Genomic DNA, 16,216 nt, shown 5'->3' with positions numbered 1-16,216 from the left:
AGGTCTCCAGAGGCTTGGACGGCGCAGTGACTGCGCGGCAGCTCTTCCACAGCGAAGGCGTGATCGCCCTGGCCAGAGCGATCGAGGTGGTGGGTTGAGGAAGAGCGAGCGGCCTGAAGCCTGCGGCTGTGCGCGGGCGGGTCACGCTCGATGTGAGTCCGGCAAGCTTCACATGCCCGGCATCGGCATGATCTCGACGACCTCGATGGAGCTGTCGGGCGTCATGAAGTGAGGGTGCCCCTTCAGGATCTCCGCGAGTGCTTCCTTCGACTCCGCCTGCAGCAGCGAATATCCGCCGAGGTCATTCGTGGTCGGCGAAGCACCGCCCTTCGTTACGCGCAGGCTCTTTCCGAGCGGCGCTCCCATGTCGACGATCGACGCGGCCGCGCGCTTGCTCCAAGTCATCCACGCATCCATTCCGGCCTTCTGCTGCTCCGGCGTAGCCTTCATCATCTGCTCGAAAGCCGACGCCGACGCCTTGTAAAGAACGAGGAACTTTTTCACGGGCCAACCCTTTCGTGAGGCGCGAGCTTCAGTTCTCGCGCCGCCCCGAAGTATGCCCGGCGGCGACGATTTGCAATGGGCCCAGGGAGCTCAAGTCCTCTCTGTCACTCGGCAGACGCAGGGATAGCGGTATCGAGTCAGTCTGAGGGAGCTGGCTCCGCCTAGTTCGCCGTCTCCGTGGGCCAAACCCTCTCCTCCGCCGCGTCCGTCTCTCGCGTCACCGTCACGTCCTCCGGCCCGGACATGCCATCCATCACGACGGAGCTGGTACGAACGGACGGATTATGGGGGGAGTCATCGGCAACATCTCCGCTGGCGCTCACCGTGAATTCCTCGCTCAGGCTTTCGACTCCAGCAATACCTTGCTATTCGAGGGGTCCTCGTCTGGTGTCACTATCACAACCAACCAGACAACCCTTGTTGCCATCACCCTCCAGCAGGACCCGAACACGGGCGACTCCATCTCTTACGCCTGGATAGCCTCTGCTGGCTCTTTCTCAGACCCCACTCACGCCAGCACCTCGTGGACTGCTCCAGCCACAACGGGCCTGGTAACTCTCACCCTGACCGTGAGCGACTCTCGGAGTGCCTCTTCCTCGGTGTCCCTCGCCATCAACGTGGAGGATGGCTCCGGTGAGGGCAACGCATTGCTCGACGTTCGTTTTAACTCCTGGCCTCTCGTCTCTGCCCTCTCCATCTCCGCTCCAGCCCTCACCCTCCACATGGCCTCTCTCCCGCCTATACGCCGAGATGGAGCCGGTGAACTGATCGCCCCCCCTGCCGAGCTGCGGTCATACCAGGATGCGCTCGCCGCTGGCCTCCACGGGGACGACCGTGGCGTGCCCGAGCTCGGCCTCGACGAGCACGACGGTCCGCCCGGCATGCGTGGCCTCCGCGAGCAGGTCGGTGAAGCGCTCCCGCAGGTGTGGCCAGCGGGTCTGAACCAGGGTGCGCCATCGCTCGGGCTCGGCTTTGGCATTGAAGCGCTGGTGCCAGGCACGGCTGGGGCGAGCAGTCTCGACGCGGCGGCGGACCGCATCGGCCTCCCCGGGGGGGATGTGCCACGCTCTGAGGAGCGGCCAGCGCCAGTGCTGGGCGGCGCCGGGCCGACCTACCTCGAAGAGGGGCAGGACGCACCAGGAGGGGTCCTCGATTGGATGACCGAGCGCCTCGGGGGCGAGGAACGGCCCCGGGCCACGGCTCCGTATGTAGGGCCCGACCAGCGCCATGAGCAGGTGCCAGAGGTGGACCTGGTCGCGCACAGCAGCGAGGACATCGCAGGGCGACTCCGGCTGCACGGTGTCGAAGCTGACGCCGTCGGGGATGACGACGGCGTCGGTGGTCGGGCCCTCGATGTGCGCGCGCATCCTGCCCGCCTCCCCGGTCTTGAAGCGGAGGCCGGCGACCCAGGCGACATCCTGGATGGGGCATTCAGGGCTGGACGCATCCTCCTCGAGCGGGCTCTCGTCCATGAGCTGCCGGAGTAGGGACACGGCGACTTGGACGAGCAGGTCGGACAAGGTGTCGCCATTCTTCAGCGAGCCCGCCTCGACTCGAGGACGCAGCTCCTCGACCGAGCAGTGGCACAGACCGAGCCAGAGGTCCGGCTTCATCACCGCCGAGGGGCGCTGGTGTAGCCAGGCAGTGACCTCAGCCAGCGCCTCCTCGGTCTCGCGGCCGCCGGCGGCACCCACCGCGCGGCACCAGCGCAGCAGCAGGTCGGAGGGGAGGCGCCAGCGGACTCGCTTCCACTCCCGATCGTGCGCCGGCACGATGTCGGGCCAGAGGCTACGCAGGGTGCGCGTCAGCCCTCGTTCGAGGACCTCACGCAAGCCGGCGCGCAGGCGGGTGAAGCTGGGGGTGTCAACGGCAAAGGCCATGGTCTCAGGGAAGCCGGAATCGAGGGCGTGGACGAGCACGCACGCGTCATAACACGCTGGGGCGCCGTGCATCCGCGTGCGAGCCGGCGCGTGAGGGCTGCACCCGTGCCGGCTGGCGCCGCCGATCGCGCAGATGCAGGCCCGGCCCGCTGTTCTCTGGGGCGCGCCCGTGCGGCTGGATGGAGTGCGCCACCCATGTCCACCCGCACTGCTGATGCTGCTTTCGCGAAACTCCGCACCCGAAAGGCGATCGACGCCCTCGGCACCAAAGATGGAGTGCTCACCAAAGTGCCGCAGTTCGATCAGCTGCAGAAGAAACGCCTCCGTGCGCTCTCGGCCACGATGCTCACCACGCTGACCTTCCGCTCTCTCGACGACAGTGATGCGGCCACGGTCGAGATCGCCAGGGAGCTGATCCGCCGCCGCGACACCGCAGCCCAGAACAGCGCGGTGAAAGTCGTGCTGGCGGTGATGAAGAAGTGCGACCCGGTCGCCTGCGGGAGAAGACGGCGTACGACCAGCATGCGAATACGCACCTCCATGCCAACGACAGGCAGGGGCTGGAGCGGCTGAGCGGCTATGGGGCGCGTGGCGCGCAGGCGCTGGAGCGCCTTTCGCGAATGGAGGATGGCCGCATCGCCTATCGCATGAAGCGCCCGCTGCCGGACGGCACCATGCACCTGCCGCCAGGGCCAAGAGAGCCAAGCCCCTGCCGCGCACCTCATGGGCGGGCGGCCAGGGCCGGCGTGTACTCCAAGGGGCTGCGCTGCTTCTCCACCCGCTTGGCTCACTGCTCGGGCCGCCCCCGTCAGCGGCCCTCCTCGACATCTCCGCTCCAGCCCTCACCCTCCACATGGCCTCTATCCCGCCTATACGCTTCCACTTGCCGATCCACGTCTTGCTCATGTCGTTTCCGTCTCCGGTTTGGTCCCAAAAACCGGATTTGGTCCCGAAAATGCGAGCAGCTTTCCACTCAGGCTCGTTGTTGAAGCAGACCTCTGGGGTGAGAGGGGAGAGCAAGAAAGGCAGCCCTTGGCGCCACACCTTGGCGTCGAATCCTCCGTTGAAGAACATCCGACCGACGATGGCGCGCATCCTCGGATCCTGCTGGGCGGTGGCGAGGTTGGCCAACGAGAGTTGACAGGTGGCGGGGAGTCAGCGCCTACTCGCTGCGTTCTGGCGAATCTACTTCTTGCGATGTGAAGGAGGGCACGAGTATCAGTCTCATCTCTGCCCGCTTCCCGACAGCGAACGTTTTTCCAGCCACTTTCACGAGAGTTCCCCAGGAAGACAGCGGTTGCTTCCGCAGCCACTCCTCAGCACGTGTCACGTCCGGAAAGACATGTGCAGGATCGATCGAGGCGGGGACAGGGGTGTCAGTGTCGCGGAGGTACTCACGGAATGCCGTAAACTGGTCCGTTACATAGAGGTAATGGAGCGCGTTCGCTGCGGCACTGAGCGCATCGCGCGCAGTTTCCGGGACATGCTCCACCGTGCTCTCGAGGGTCTGGCACAACGCTTCAAATTCGAAGTCTTCTGGTCGTGTTGTCACGAGACCGCTCCTCAGAGAGCCACAAGAGGTACCAGCACCAGCACGCCCGCGCCTGCCGTGCCGATGACAAAGGCGGCCCCAGCCACCAGGACGATACTACCTACCAGTACCTCCTTCTTGTTCCGCTCGAGCCAATCTTGGGCGGCCTTCATATCCGGGAACATGAGGGGCTGTGACTCCATCTCCTTGACACACTGCATGTACTCTTCCAGGCACTTCTCCGTGCAGTAGTTATGGTGTTGCGCGCACCACGCTTGCGTGGCCAGGGAGGCTTCGAATTCCAGCATCGGGTCCTGCCTCGATTCATGCAGCGGCTCCTCATTCGCCTCAAGACCTGCCGCCTCGGAGGCCGCGCGCAACATGGGTTGGGTGCTTTGGCATGCAGTGAGCACGAGAAGCAGCGCAGTTGCGGAGCATCTAAATGCTGCACACATGAGAAACCGATGCATGAGAGGTCCTCGAGAACCTCCATTTTGCCAGGAGGTGGTCAAAGCGCCTGCTACGTCCCCTTCATCCCTCCTGGACGCAAGCATCCCCCGACCTCGGGCTCTCCCGCAGAATCCGTGATGGCTCCGGACTCCTGGAGCTCGGACTGCCCTCAAGCCGGTTCTACCCTCACGGGGAGACTCATGAGGCCGCGAATCTGGAGGGACGGGTGCCACCGCGGAGCCTCCGGGGTGCGCGACAGGCTCCGGATCCGTGGCAGCAGCGCCTCCAGTGTCACGCGGGCCTCCAGCCGAGCCAGGGGCGCGCCCAGGCAGAAGTGGATGCCGTGCCCGAAGGGCAGGTTGGCCGGGTCTTTGCGCCCGAGCACGAAGCGCTCCGCGTCGGGGACGTACTGCTCGTCCCGGCATGCCGAGCCCAACAGCAGGATGAGCACGGAGTACTTCGGCAACTTCACGCCTCCCACCTCCGCCTCCGCCGTCGTCAGCCGGAAGCCGGCCTGAGCCGGAGATTCGTAGCGCAGCACCTCCTCGATGAACGAGGGGATCAGCTCCGGCTCGGCGCGCAGACGCTCCAGCAGATCGGGGCGGTCCGCCAGGAGGAGAGCTCCGTTGCCCAGCAGGTTGACCGTCGTCTCCAGTCCGGCCACGAGGAGCAGGAAGAGGAAGCTCATCAGCTCCGCGTCCGAGAGCGCCTCCCCGTCCACCCGGGCCGTAAGTAGTCCGCTCACCAGATCATCCCCGGGCTCACGGCGGCGGTGCTCCAGGACTTCCTTCAGGTAGCCCTCCATCTCCTGGAGGGAGCGCTGGACCTGTTGTTGCTTCTCGATGTCGGTCGCGGAGATGGCGCTGACGACGGCGACGTGGTCGGACCAGTGCTTGAAGCGCGAGTAGAGCGAGGCATCCAGCCCCATCAGGTGTCCGATAGCGGCGGCGGGCAGAGGGAGGGCCAGGGACTGGAGGAAGTCCGCATCGCGGCGCGCCAGCAGCTCGTCGACGAGCCGCTCGGCAGTGGCACGCAGGAAGGGCTCGAGCTGGGCAATGGTGGTAGGCGTGAAGGCGCGGCTGATGAGCGAGCGCGCACGTCCATGCCGGGGCGGGTCCATTACCAGCATGGAGCGCGCCACCGGGTTGTACCCCAACCACGCGGGCTCCATGGAGCGTGCCATCCCCTCCGAAGAGAAGAGCTGGGGGTTCTTGAGCACGTTCATGATGTCCGCGTAGCGGCTGACGGCCCAGAGCCCTCCGGGCTCCACCTGACATATCGGAGCGTCACGTCGCAGCTCCGCGAAGACGGGATAGGGGTTGGCCAGGACTTCGGGAGCCAGCAGGTTCACACGAGCGCTCATGGTTCGCACCTCCGCGCCGCATGCTAGGCCATGGCCTGCCCCAGAGCGAACAGGCCGGAGCGGATCGTTGTGGCACCTGAGGTAGAGTCGAGCGAACGGGTGACTCCAGACGCATGCCGAAACTCTTCGCGAATCTCTCTCTGCTGGTCCAGAGCTCTGACAAGGAACTCGAGTCGCTGCTGAAGCGAGCCGACTTTGGAAACTTCGTGGTCAGCAGGGACCTTCCGCCGCTGCGCGCACGGCTCCTCCGGCTCGAACGCGAGCGAGGCATCACGGCGCTCCATCGGCGGGTCTCCAGGAAGATCCTGGGCGCGGGAGCACGGCTCGTGGAGACCCCGCGCTACACGGGCATTCAGCGAGCATCTGCGCTCAGTCCCTGCGGGAGCTATCTCGCCATCGTGAGTGGCCTCGTCGACACGTCCGGTAGCACCGTCGACGTCTACACGAGCGGAGACCTGCGCATCTGGGAGCTGGCGACGGGCCTCGTGGTCGATGTCATCGGGTTCAAGCAGCTCGGAGGGGTCGGAGGCCGGAATGAGCCCTCCTCCCTCCAGTGGTCTCCTTCGGGAGAGTGGCTCGGCGTCGTCTTCAACTATGCCGACGTTGGCGTGCTGCGGCCCTTTGCCGGCAGCACCCGGCCTTCATTCACCGTCGACGTCACGCGGCGCTGGGGCTCGCCACCGCCGCAGTTTTACAAACGCCCCGAGTCCGTGGAGAACATGGGCCACCCGCCCGCCTGGTGCTGGTCTCCCGATGAAAGGGACCTGTTCGTTTCCACTCCCGGGCCGGAGCAGGCGCTCGGATGCATCGTCCCGTTCAGGGACGGTGCTGCATTCACCGCGGACAGTGCGGAGGTGCGCTGGTGCCCCGCCCGGTTGCGCGCGAAGCCCTCGGAGTCGAGCCCACACACCTGGGTGCGATGGAGCCCCGATGGCTCTCGGGTCTACGGCTATTGCGTCAATGAGTATGACGGCGATGGAGCGTCCTACTCGTCCGCCTCCGCTATCGATGTCCGCAGCGGCAATCTCCAGTTCCGTTTCGATGGAGCGGAGGTGCCCATGGCGTTCTCACCGGACGGCGCGCTCCTGGCCTACGGTGAGAAGCATCTCACGCTCGCCGACGGGCACACCGGTCGAACGATTGCCTCGCTGAGCAAGCAAATCCAAGCGAGCTACCACTGGGTCAGCGAGCTCGTCTGGTCACGCGATGGCCGCAGGCTGGCCGTGGTCATCAATGATTATGAGCGCCCCGCGGTCTGCGTCTTCGAGGCAGGGAAGCTCCTGTGCCAGTTGAAGATGGAATCTGTCGCGACGTCTCGCTGGCACGGCGACAGGCGTCGCTGGGCCTGGTCCCCCGACGGTACCGCGGGAGCATGCTTGCTCGGACAGAGCGGGGTCGAGCTGTGGGAGGTGGGACGTCAGCCCAGGCTGCTCCGGCGGCTCGAGGGTGTTGGCGGCATCCAGGGGCTGGAGTGGGGCGCGGACAACACGCTCGTGGGGGTGGGGGCCTCCGCGATTGCGTTCTGGGACATGACCAGCGGACACCTGCGCTCCCACTTTGAGTTCGACATGGAGCCGGGGCACATGCCGCCGTTGGACTCCTGGAACCCCTGGCCGGACGCATCCTCCCAGTTCATTCCGACCGAGCACGGCTGGGCCTTCACGCGAGTGGATCCGGACGGCACCGTGGTCGGCCCGCCTGGAGCCCAGGATCGGCTGGCACCCAGGCTGATGTTCTCGGTGGAAGGGCGCCATGCCTGGCCCTGGCGCTGGGCGATCGGGACTCGGCACACGCGGCTGGAGGAGCAGGCACCGGTCGCGAAGGCTCGCAGGCGGAAGGCCCCGTTCGCGGAGCACCGCATCCCCGTGCCCAAACGCGAGACGGCCCAGGCGCGAGCCGCCCGGCACGCGGAGCGGGGACCCTTGGAGCGATACCAGGTCCCCACGTTTCCCATCAGCCACTACCGGGCCGACCCGGTGTTCCAGAGTGGGCCCGCCATCTGCCGCGAGAACCTCGCGCCGTATGTCGGCCAGGTGGTGATTCTGTACTTCAACGAGAACGCGGGATGGTACGACATCGCGTCCCTGCTCGAGGTCACCGACGAGGGAATCCTCCTCGACTCCAGATTGCACCTGAGTCCGGCACGGCGCATCATCTCCTTCTCGATGATCAATTGGATTGGTCCGGCAGTGCCGCTCCGTTGAGGCGCCCATGAAGTCGCGCTGCGGGACTCGGGTTTTCGCACCCATCGAGAAAACCTCCGTTCCGGTGCCAAACTTTTATTTCCCCTCATAAATCCGCCAATCGAGCGAATCGTACCAATGGCCCTTTCCCGGCCAATCCGGACGCAACGAAGGTGGAACCATGTACAAGATGAAGTGTTTCGCGGGGGTCCTGATGGGCCTCGCGCTGGCAAGCTGTGGCATCGACGCTGTCCCGCTGGAACCCCTGGAGTCTCCGGCCGTCGCTTCCGAGCTGAAGAGCACCTCCCCGCAGCAGCAAGCGGTGGGCGTCGCCCAATACGATCCGGTGCGTCAGGCCCCCATTTGCTCTGCCTCGAGCGCCTCGTGCGACAGCGGCTCGCTCCTCGTCGGCCGGGGCGCCCTCGGTCCCGAACTCGGCGCACCGAACACCATCAACGCCAGTTGCGCGGATGGTAGCTCCGGCAAGTTCCACGTCGATGAGTCGCTGGACCGGCTGTACATCGCCACCGTGTTCGGTGGCCCGCTGACGGAAGGTGCCCAGGTGACGGTCTCCGCCTTTGTCTGGGCTGAAAACCAATACACCCACGATACTCTGGATCTGTTCCACGCAGCGGATGCGAACAACCCCTCGTGGACGCACATCGCCACGTTGAAGCCCGGGAACAAGGGCCTCCAGGTGATCCGGACCTCCTTTCCCCTGCCCGCGGGCGCCCCCCTGCAGGCCATCCGCGGCGTCTTCAGGTATCAAACTGGCTCCGCGAAGAGCTGTGCCACGGAGAGCTACACGGATCACGACGACCTGATCTTCGCCGTGAACGAGAAGATGCCCCCCACCGCAGTGCTCACCCAGCCCACAGAAGGCACTTCGGTCGAAGGCACGGTGTTGCTGAAGGCCGAGGCCACGGACAATGTCGCCATCCAGCGGGTGAAGTTCTGGGTCAACGGCCGGCTGCTGGGCAGCGATGAGTCCGCGCCGTATGAGTTGCCGTGGAATACCCTGGAGACCGCCAACGGCACCGCCACCCTGGTGGCCGAGGCAGTCGATACCTCCTCCAATACCACCAGCAGCACCGCTGTGCGCGTCACCGTGATGAATGCAAGCACCGCCGTCTACGACCCGGTGCTCCGGGCCCCCAGCTGTGCCACCGTGGGCTCCCTGTGCGACACCGTCACGCTCCTCAACGGCCGGGGCAACCAGGGGCCCGAGCTCAACTCACCGAACACAATCAACACCAGTTGCATTGACCGCAACGCCGGCACCTACCACGTCGATGAGTCGCTGGACCGGCTGAGCATCACCACCGTGGATGGCGGTCCGCGGGCTTTAGGCCAGCAGGTGACGATCTCCGCCACGGTCTGGGCTCATCGCAACTACACCTCCGATACCCTGGATTTGTTCCACGCCCCGGATGCGAACAACCCCTCGTGGACATACGTCACCACGCTGGTGCCAACGGGGAGTGGCCGCCAGGTGCTCTCGGCCACCATGACCCTGCCCGCAGGCTCCCCCTTACAGGCCATCCGCGCCGTCTTCGGCATCCGAGGCACCACTGCGGAAATCTGCTCCGCGGGCAGCTACATGGATCACGACGACCTGATCTTCGCCGTGGCCGATGGTGCGCCCGCCACTTCTGGGGACTGACGGCATCACCGCTGACGCTATCGGCTCGGCGGGTCCGAGTAGAGAGTTGTGGTGAGTAGCCTCACCCTCTCCTCGTGCGCTTCCGCCGGGCTGGAGCAGGTGAGCGGCGCGGGGGCCTCTCGGGCTCTGGGGCCTGGAAGGCCCAGGGCTCGAAGAGGCGAAGAAACGGGCTGCCGTAGTGCTGGTACGCCGCCCACGTCCGTGTCCCCGAGGAGGTCGTCGCGATCTCCCGCCGCGCCTTCTGCATCGCCTGGTACATCGGCAGCATCGGGCCGCGCTCGTAGCGGCCCTCCTTGGTTCGCCGCAGGCCCAGTAGCCCACCGTAGAGCGTGAGCGCGAACTGCCGCGCGGCGAAGTCGTCCACCGGCCATGCCGTGCACACGAAGTTCGACACTCCCCGCTCGAAGAAGGACTCAGCGAACGTGGGTGCCAGATCCACCGAGCGCAGCTCCGAACGGTCCGGCGTCTTGCCCGACTCGCACGCGTTGGAGAAGACGAAGGGCGGTATCCGGTCCAGCCGCCGCAGCTCGTTGGCTGTCAGCCGCTCGTCCCGGCTGAACAGCCAGCCCGAGGCCGCCTTGTCCTGCTCGTCGTACACGCAGTGCCCCGCGAAGTGGAGCACGTCGTAGGGCTCCGTCTTCATCAGCAGGTGGCGCAGCACGTTGGTCCGTGTCGCGTCATGTGGCCCGAACAGCTTCACCACCTCGACGCGGTTGGAGCCCTGCGAGTAAACGTGGTTGAAGCTCTCCAGCAGCTCTGCCACCTCCAGTCCTTCTTGCTCGGCCCCCGGCAGATGGTTGTCCTCGGCGGGGTCGGCCACCACCAGCACTCTCAGCACGCGCCGGGGAGGCGGAGGCGGCTCGGGCGGTGGCGCGAACGTGGTCCGCAGTTGCCGCGTCAGGCCCCGGCTCGTTCCCAGGAATAGATCCAAGACCGCCTCCTGGTTGTCCGAGAGCTCCGAGGCCGGCACCTCCGCGTCCGACTGCGCGAGGGCCTCCCAGTGGATCCGCGCCGTCGATGCGTCCAGCATCAGCACCACCGGGTTCTCGCGGTGCCGGTAGAACTCCGAGCGCAGCTCCGCCGGCACCAACAGCTTCTCCAGGAACTGCCCGTGGTAGAGCTGCTTCACCGGTTTCCACTCGGCGGCCAGCTCGTCGTTGGCCTGCATCACCAGCAGCGGATCGATGGGCACTACCCGCTCCGGGATGGCCGCTCCCTCGGTGATGGCTGCGAACTGGTAGCGCTTGTGCTCCAATCCCAGTGTCACCCGAGTGGGGACGGGGTTGCGCTCGGAGCGCTGGTGCGTGGGAGGTGACTTCGGCGGTTGCAGCTTGCGGCGCAGCTCCGCCGCCGGAAGCTCCTCGAAGTCGAGCTCCAGGCGGGGATCCATCCGCAGCCGGGCCACCTCGCCGCGCAGCGCCTCCTGGAGCGCTCGGGCCTTGGTTCCGTCCACCTCCACGAAGGTGATGCGTTGCAGCAGTGCCATGTCCGAGCCCGACGTCACCTGCTGCACGCCGCGGATCCATGCGCGCACCGCCTCCTCCACAGAGAGGTTGCCCTCGCCGGAGCCGATCAGCACCGTGGCCAGGTGCTTCTTGCCCATCCGGCTCAGCGACCAGAACAGCTCGCGCACGGTGACGGTCAGCTCGGGCATGCCGAAGCGCCCTGGTATGCCCATGCCCGCAAGCACGATGAGCCGCCCCGGCGAGCGAGGATCATTCACGAAGAAGGGTTGCCCCAGTTCTCCGCGCAGCACGCCGCGCTCCGAGTACTGCGTCAGCAGCAGGTCTGACTCCTCGAGCTGCTCCGAGCCACGGCCCCGTTGGGCCATCAGCGCCCGGCTGATCTCCTCGTCCAGCGCCCGCTCCGCTCGCTGGGGGACGACGCCCAGGTAGTGGCCCACCGAAACGGCATCCACGGGCAGCCCCCGCGCTCCGTCTCTCTCGAACGACTGGATGTACCCCCGCGCGATGCGCAGCTCCACCCGCACCCGCTTCGCCGCGGGCCCCGAGGGCTGCGGCTCCGGGAGGAGGGTCTCAGTGTCCCCGAGCATCGTGCCAGCGAGCCTCTCCTGCAGTCTCACCTCGTCCCGCATCAGGTAGGGCGGCGCCGTGCCTCGCGTGCTTCGCGCCTGGAGGTGTTCCACCAACTGCCGCACCTCCCGGTCCGCTTCTTCGTGCTCCAACTCCAGTTGCCGCCGCGCACTCGGGTCATCCTTCTTCGGGCCGCGGACCTGGAGCGGACACGTCGGCGAGAGTTGATCCGTCTCGCCCTGGGTGAGCAGGGAGTCCAACGCGCTCAGTACACGTCTATCGAGCGTCAGGGCCGAATGGGCCGACTCCACGTACCAGGTGGGCACTCCCTCCAGCAGGCCCAGGGAGTGGGGCACGCGGCCATCGCCCGCTCGCGTCACCGTGTACGCGTTGGGGGAGCGCAGCCCGTCGGTACTGGCGAGTCCATGGATGGTGGGCAGGTTGTAGCCGGCGACGTAGAGCATCCTCTCGGGATCCACCACGTTCGCCAGCCGATCGTGGTGCGCTCGGGCTTCGTCCAGCCGGTCCTGGGATACGCGCAGGTCCTCATAGGTGTCCGCGTGGTAGAGCGGCTCCATGTCCTTCATCACCCGCGGCGAGGGCAACATCTGGAAGGTGCCCACGAAGGTGTTGAGGATGGACAGCACCTCCGTGAGCGAGTGCTCCATGTCCAGCATCGCCAGCCACTGCACGAGTTTCTCCAGGCCGGTGATGACCTGGAGCGCCGCGAACGAGCCGTGATTCGGCGTGCCCAGCATGAGGAGCCGGCCGCCCAGCGCTCCCGGCCGTTTCGGGTCCTTGTCCCACATCGAGCGCCAGCGCTGCGGATAGGCCTGGATGAAGGTGCGCGCCACCAACCCACCCATCGAGTGGCAGATGAAGTGCACGGGCGCGTTCTCGGGGAACCAGGTCCGCATCTGCTCCTCGAGCTCGGCCGCCGAATCCCGCAAGTCCCTCCGCCAGTCGAACCAGAACGTCTGCACGTTCCAGTTCTCCGAGAGCGCGAGGACGATCTCTCCATAGAAGAGCTTGAGCACGCCCGAGGCACGCACGTCGAACACCGGTTGGCCCGTGTCGTCCAGGCGCAGGTGCGCGATTCCCCCCATCGCCAGCCGCAGCGGGTTGAGCCAGATGCCGCTCGCGCTCGCACCCGAGTACTCCGACAGCTCGCTGCCCATGATGCCGGGCATCACGACGACGTTGCCTCGGGGAGCACGCGCGCCTCGTGCGGCGCCCGCGCGGCGGATCGCCATCGTGTGGAGCCGTTCGAAGCGCGTGTCCCCGAAGTAGGCCCGCAGCGCGCGCTCCTCATCCCGGCTGGGACGCGACAGCAGGGCGGCGAACACGTCCGGCTCCGCGGCCTCGATGCGGGCGATGAAGGCTCTCTCGTCCATGGGCGGTGGCATGGCCGGGAGCGTACACGCATCCTTCGGACACTCCCTCCCACGGGGGAGCAGACTGTCCGTTCAGTGAGGAACACTGGCCCCTCCCCTTGACGTTCTAGGGGAAGTGGGTGACTCTTCCCTTGTCATTCTAGGGGAACGCGATGCCGAAGGCGGACATGGAGCTGCTGCAGGGGACGCTGGATGTCCTGATCCTCAAGACGCTGAGCTGGGGGCCGCGCCATGGTTATTCCGTGGTGCGGTGGATCCAGGAGGTGACGCAGGACGCGCTGGTGGTGGAGGAGGGCTCGCTGTACCCGGCGCTGCACCGGTTGGAGCGCAGGGGGTGGATCAGCTCCGAGTGGGGCGTGTCGGAGAACAACCGCCGCGCTCGCTTCTACGAGCTGACGACCGCGGGCCGGCAGCAGTTGCGCGCGCAGACCACGAGCTGGCAGCGCTTCGCGGACGCGGTCTCGAAGGTGCTCACGTTCACTCCGGAGGCCACATGAGCCGCAGGCCCGAGGCGGGTTGGCGGCGCTACCTGCGGTTCTGGGGCTCGAACGTCCGCGCGGATGTGGATGAGGAGCTGCGCTACCACCTGGAGTCGTGCGCCGAGGAGTTGATGGCGAAGGGGATGTCTCGAGAGGCCGCCCAGGCCGAGGCCCTGCGCCGCTTCGGTGACCTGGAGCGCATCCGCCGCGAGTGTGAGGAGGAGTCCGGTGCCCGCGAGCAGTCCGCCCGGCGCGCGGAGCTCTGGGACTCGCTGTGGCAGGATGTCCGGTACGCGCTCCGCTCGCTGCGGCGCTCTCCGGGCTTCCTGGCGGCCGCGGTGTTGACGCTGGCGCTGAGCATCGGAGCGAACACCGCCATCTTCAGCATCGTGGAGGGGGTGCTGCTGAAGCCGTTGCCGTACCCTCACCCGGAGCGGTTGGTGGCCCTGTTCACCCGCATGCCGGGCATCGGCGCTGACCGGTTCAGCATCTCCCAGCCCGAGCTGGAGGATTTCCGGCAGGCGCGCGACACGTTCAGCGCCTTCAGTGGACTCGACTGGGAGTACTTCAATGTCTCCACGGGAGAGGGTGAGCCCGAGCGCCTCGCCGGGGTGCAGGTGGAAGCCTCGATGTTCGAGGTGCTGGGGGTCGTCCCCAGCCTGGGCCGGCGGTTCACCGCCGAGGAGGATGTGCCCGGCAAGGATCAGGTGGTGGTCGTCACCCACGGCTTCTGGAAGCGGCGACTCGGAGCGAATCCGGCGGTGATTGGCAGCCCCCTGTGGATGGACGGCGTGTCCCGGACCATCATCGGAGTGCTGCCGGAGGACTTCGAGTTCCGAGATGCCCAGTTCCTGGTTCCCCTGGCGCTGGGCCCGTTGGATCCGGCTCGGCGCTCGGCTCACAGCCTGGGGGCGCTGGGCCGGTTGGCTCCGGGCGTGACGCTGGAGCAGGCCCAGACGGCGCTGTCCACCCTGGCTGGACGGCTGGTGGAGACCTATCCCGAGCACTACCCCACGCGCCTGGGTTTTGACGCGCTGGTCATCTCCCTGCGGGAACAGTGGGTGGGTGGGGTCAGCGAGGCGCTCCTGCTGTTGCTGGGGGCCGTGCTCCTGGTGCAGCTCATCGCCTGCGCGAACGTGGCCAACCTGCTGCTCGCCCGAGGCGAGGCGCGGCAGCACGAGCTGGCGGTACGGACCGCGCTGGGCGCAAGCCGGTGGCGGATCGTGCGGCAACTCCTGACGGAGAGCCTCGTGCTGGGTGTGGGCGGAGGGCTGGGCGGACTCATGCTGGCGCAGTGGGGCGTGGATGCGCTTCTGGCGCTCGCGGATGGAATGCTGCCCCGAGCTACCCAGGCCCAGGTGGATCTGTCCGCCCTGGGCGTGACGATGGGGATTGCCATTGTGTCCGGGCTGGCCTTCGGACTGCTCCCTGCGCTCCAGGCCACGCGGAGTGATCCGCGGGAAGCGCTCCAGGGAGCCGGGAAGGGGTTCACCGCAGGCCTGCGCAGACTGAGGGCGCGCAACGTGCTGGTGGTGACCGAGGTGGCGCTGGCCGTCACGCTGGTGGCGGGCGCGGGGCTCCTGCTGCGCAGCTTCTGGGCGCTGAGCCACGTGGAGCCTGGCTTCGACGCGGAGCGCGTGCTGACGTTGGATCTCTCCCTCCCGAGCGCGCAGTACGAGAAGGGGCCCCAGGTGGCCCGCTTCTACCGCGAGCTGCTCGAGCGCCTGCGCGCGGTGCCTGGGGTGGAGTCCGTGGCGGCGACTTCGGGCCTGCCGATGGGTGGCTCGCGGGCGACGTGGGATGTGGACATCGAGGGCCAGACGTTGGCCGCCGGTGAGGTGGGCCCGTCGCCCAACTTCCTGGCGGTGACGCCCGACTACTTCCGCGCCATGGGGATCCGCGTGATGAAGGGCCGGAACTTCTCCGCCGAGGATGACGGCCCGAGGCTCGAGGTGGCCGTGGTGAATGAGCTTGCGGCGCGGGCGATGTGGCCCGGGGAGGATCCGCTCGGCAAGCGCTTCCGGGTCAGGAGCAGCCCAGGACGCGAGCCCTTCCCGTGGATGACGGTGATTGGCGTGGTGGCCAATGTCCGCGCGCAGAGCCTCAAGGACGAGGCCCGCGCCGAGTACTACCTGCTGCACGGGCCGCTCGGAGACGCGAGGGATGCGGCGAACCGAGCCATGACGGTGGTGCTGAGGACTTCTCTGTCTCCCACGTCCCTGGCGGAACCGGCGCGGCGCACCGTGCGCGAGCTGGACTCGAAGCTGGCCGTGGCGAACGTGCGGACGCTGGAGCAGGTGGCCATGCGCACCGCCTCTCGGACGCGCTTCACCGCGCTGCTGCTGGCGCTGTTCGGAGGTGCGGGCATCCTGCTCGCCGCCGTGGGCATCTACGGAGTGCTCGCCTTCACGGTGGTGCAGCGCACTCGGGAGATGGGGGTGCGCATCGCGCTGGGCGCAAGCCGTGCGAGCGTGCTCCGGCTCGTGGTGGGGCAGGGGCTGCGGCTGACCGCGGTGGGCCTGGCGCTCGGAGTCGGCGTGGCGTTGGGGATGGGGTACCTGCTGCGGAGCATGCTCTTCGGCGTCAGCGCGGCGGACCCGCTCACCTTCCTGGGGGTCGTCACCGTGCTGGGGGCCGTGGCGCTCCTGTCCAGCTACCTGCCCGCGCGGCGCGCCACCGGCGTGGATCCGGTGACGGCGCTGCGCTCGGACTGAAGGGAGGGCAGGCTCAGGGGCC

The 16,216-nt window shown here is 67.2% G+C and carries 11 protein-coding genes; 5 read left to right on the top strand and 6 right to left on the bottom strand.

Annotated elements, in window-relative coordinates; translation table 11 throughout:
- Positions 1-168: 168 nt before the first annotated feature.
- The 3 genes from KY501_RS35240 to KY501_RS35230 form a co-directional block, all read right to left on the bottom strand.
- A complete protein-coding gene (locus KY501_RS35240) occupies positions 169-504 on the bottom strand; it encodes a YciI family protein (protein WP_224368111.1) in 336 nt (111 codons plus the stop codon).
- A gap of 161 nt (positions 505-665) precedes the next feature.
- Positions 666-827: a hypothetical protein gene (locus KY501_RS35235; RefSeq protein ID WP_224368109.1), complete on the bottom strand. Its 162-nt coding sequence runs from the start codon at positions 825-827 to the stop codon at positions 666-668.
- Positions 828-1,295: 468 nt separating this feature from the next.
- Positions 1,296-2,384 carry a hypothetical protein gene (locus KY501_RS35230; protein ID WP_224368107.1) on the bottom strand — a complete coding sequence of 363 codons (1,089 nt, stop codon included), beginning with the start codon at positions 2,382-2,384 and terminating at the stop codon, positions 1,296-1,298.
- Positions 2,385-2,579: 195 nt separating this feature from the next.
- Here KY501_RS35230 and KY501_RS35225 point away from each other — a divergent pair, with 195 nt between their 5' ends.
- Positions 2,580-2,957, top strand: coding sequence for a hypothetical protein (locus KY501_RS35225; protein WP_224368105.1), 378 nt, complete (start codon positions 2,580-2,582; stop codon positions 2,955-2,957).
- A gap of 990 nt (positions 2,958-3,947) precedes the next feature.
- Here KY501_RS35225 and KY501_RS35215 read toward each other — a convergent pair.
- Positions 3,948-4,298: a hypothetical protein gene (locus KY501_RS35215; protein ID WP_224368096.1), complete on the bottom strand. Its 351-nt coding sequence runs from the start codon at positions 4,296-4,298 to the stop codon at positions 3,948-3,950.
- 236 nt (positions 4,299-4,534) lie between these two features.
- Entirely contained in the window at positions 4,535-5,728 is a 1,194-nt protein-coding gene (locus KY501_RS35210) for a cytochrome P450 (RefSeq protein WP_224368094.1), read from the bottom strand.
- A gap of 113 nt (positions 5,729-5,841) precedes the next feature.
- On the opposite strand from KY501_RS35210, the gene KY501_RS35205 reads away from it, so the two are divergent.
- Both KY501_RS35205 and KY501_RS35200 read left to right on the top strand, forming a co-directional pair.
- Positions 5,842-7,932: a WD40 repeat domain-containing protein gene (locus KY501_RS35205; protein ID WP_224368092.1), complete on the top strand. Its 2,091-nt coding sequence runs from the start codon at positions 5,842-5,844 to the stop codon at positions 7,930-7,932.
- Positions 7,933-8,092: 160 nt separating this feature from the next.
- A complete protein-coding gene (locus tag KY501_RS35200; protein ID WP_224368090.1) occupies positions 8,093-9,574 on the top strand; it encodes an Ig-like domain-containing protein in 1,482 nt (493 codons plus the stop codon).
- A gap of 61 nt (positions 9,575-9,635) precedes the next feature.
- On the opposite strand, the gene KY501_RS35195 is transcribed toward KY501_RS35200, so the two are convergent.
- The gene (locus KY501_RS35195) at positions 9,636-13,001 is read right to left on the bottom strand and encodes a CHAT domain-containing protein (RefSeq protein WP_224368088.1); all 3,366 of its coding nucleotides are present in this window, start codon (positions 12,999-13,001) and stop codon (positions 9,636-9,638) included.
- A 152-nt stretch (positions 13,002-13,153) separates the two neighbouring features.
- Between KY501_RS35195 and KY501_RS35190 the strand changes: the two genes are divergently transcribed.
- Both KY501_RS35190 and KY501_RS35185 read left to right on the top strand, forming a co-directional pair.
- Positions 13,154-13,498, top strand: coding sequence for a PadR family transcriptional regulator (locus tag KY501_RS35190; protein ID WP_224368086.1), 345 nt, complete (start codon positions 13,154-13,156; stop codon positions 13,496-13,498).
- Positions 13,495-16,194, top strand: a complete 2,700-nt coding sequence (locus tag KY501_RS35185; RefSeq protein WP_224368085.1) for an ABC transporter permease — start codon at positions 13,495-13,497, stop codon at positions 16,192-16,194. The genes KY501_RS35190 and KY501_RS35185 overlap by 4 nt, the downstream gene beginning before the upstream one ends.
- Positions 16,195-16,216 lie beyond the last annotated feature (22 nt).

Origin of the sequence: Hyalangium versicolor (assembly GCF_020103695.1) — a bacterium.
GTDB classification, from domain to species: domain Bacteria; phylum Myxococcota; class Myxococcia; order Myxococcales; family Myxococcaceae; genus Hyalangium; species Hyalangium versicolor.
This window is presented reverse-complemented; position numbering and strand designations above follow the sequence as displayed.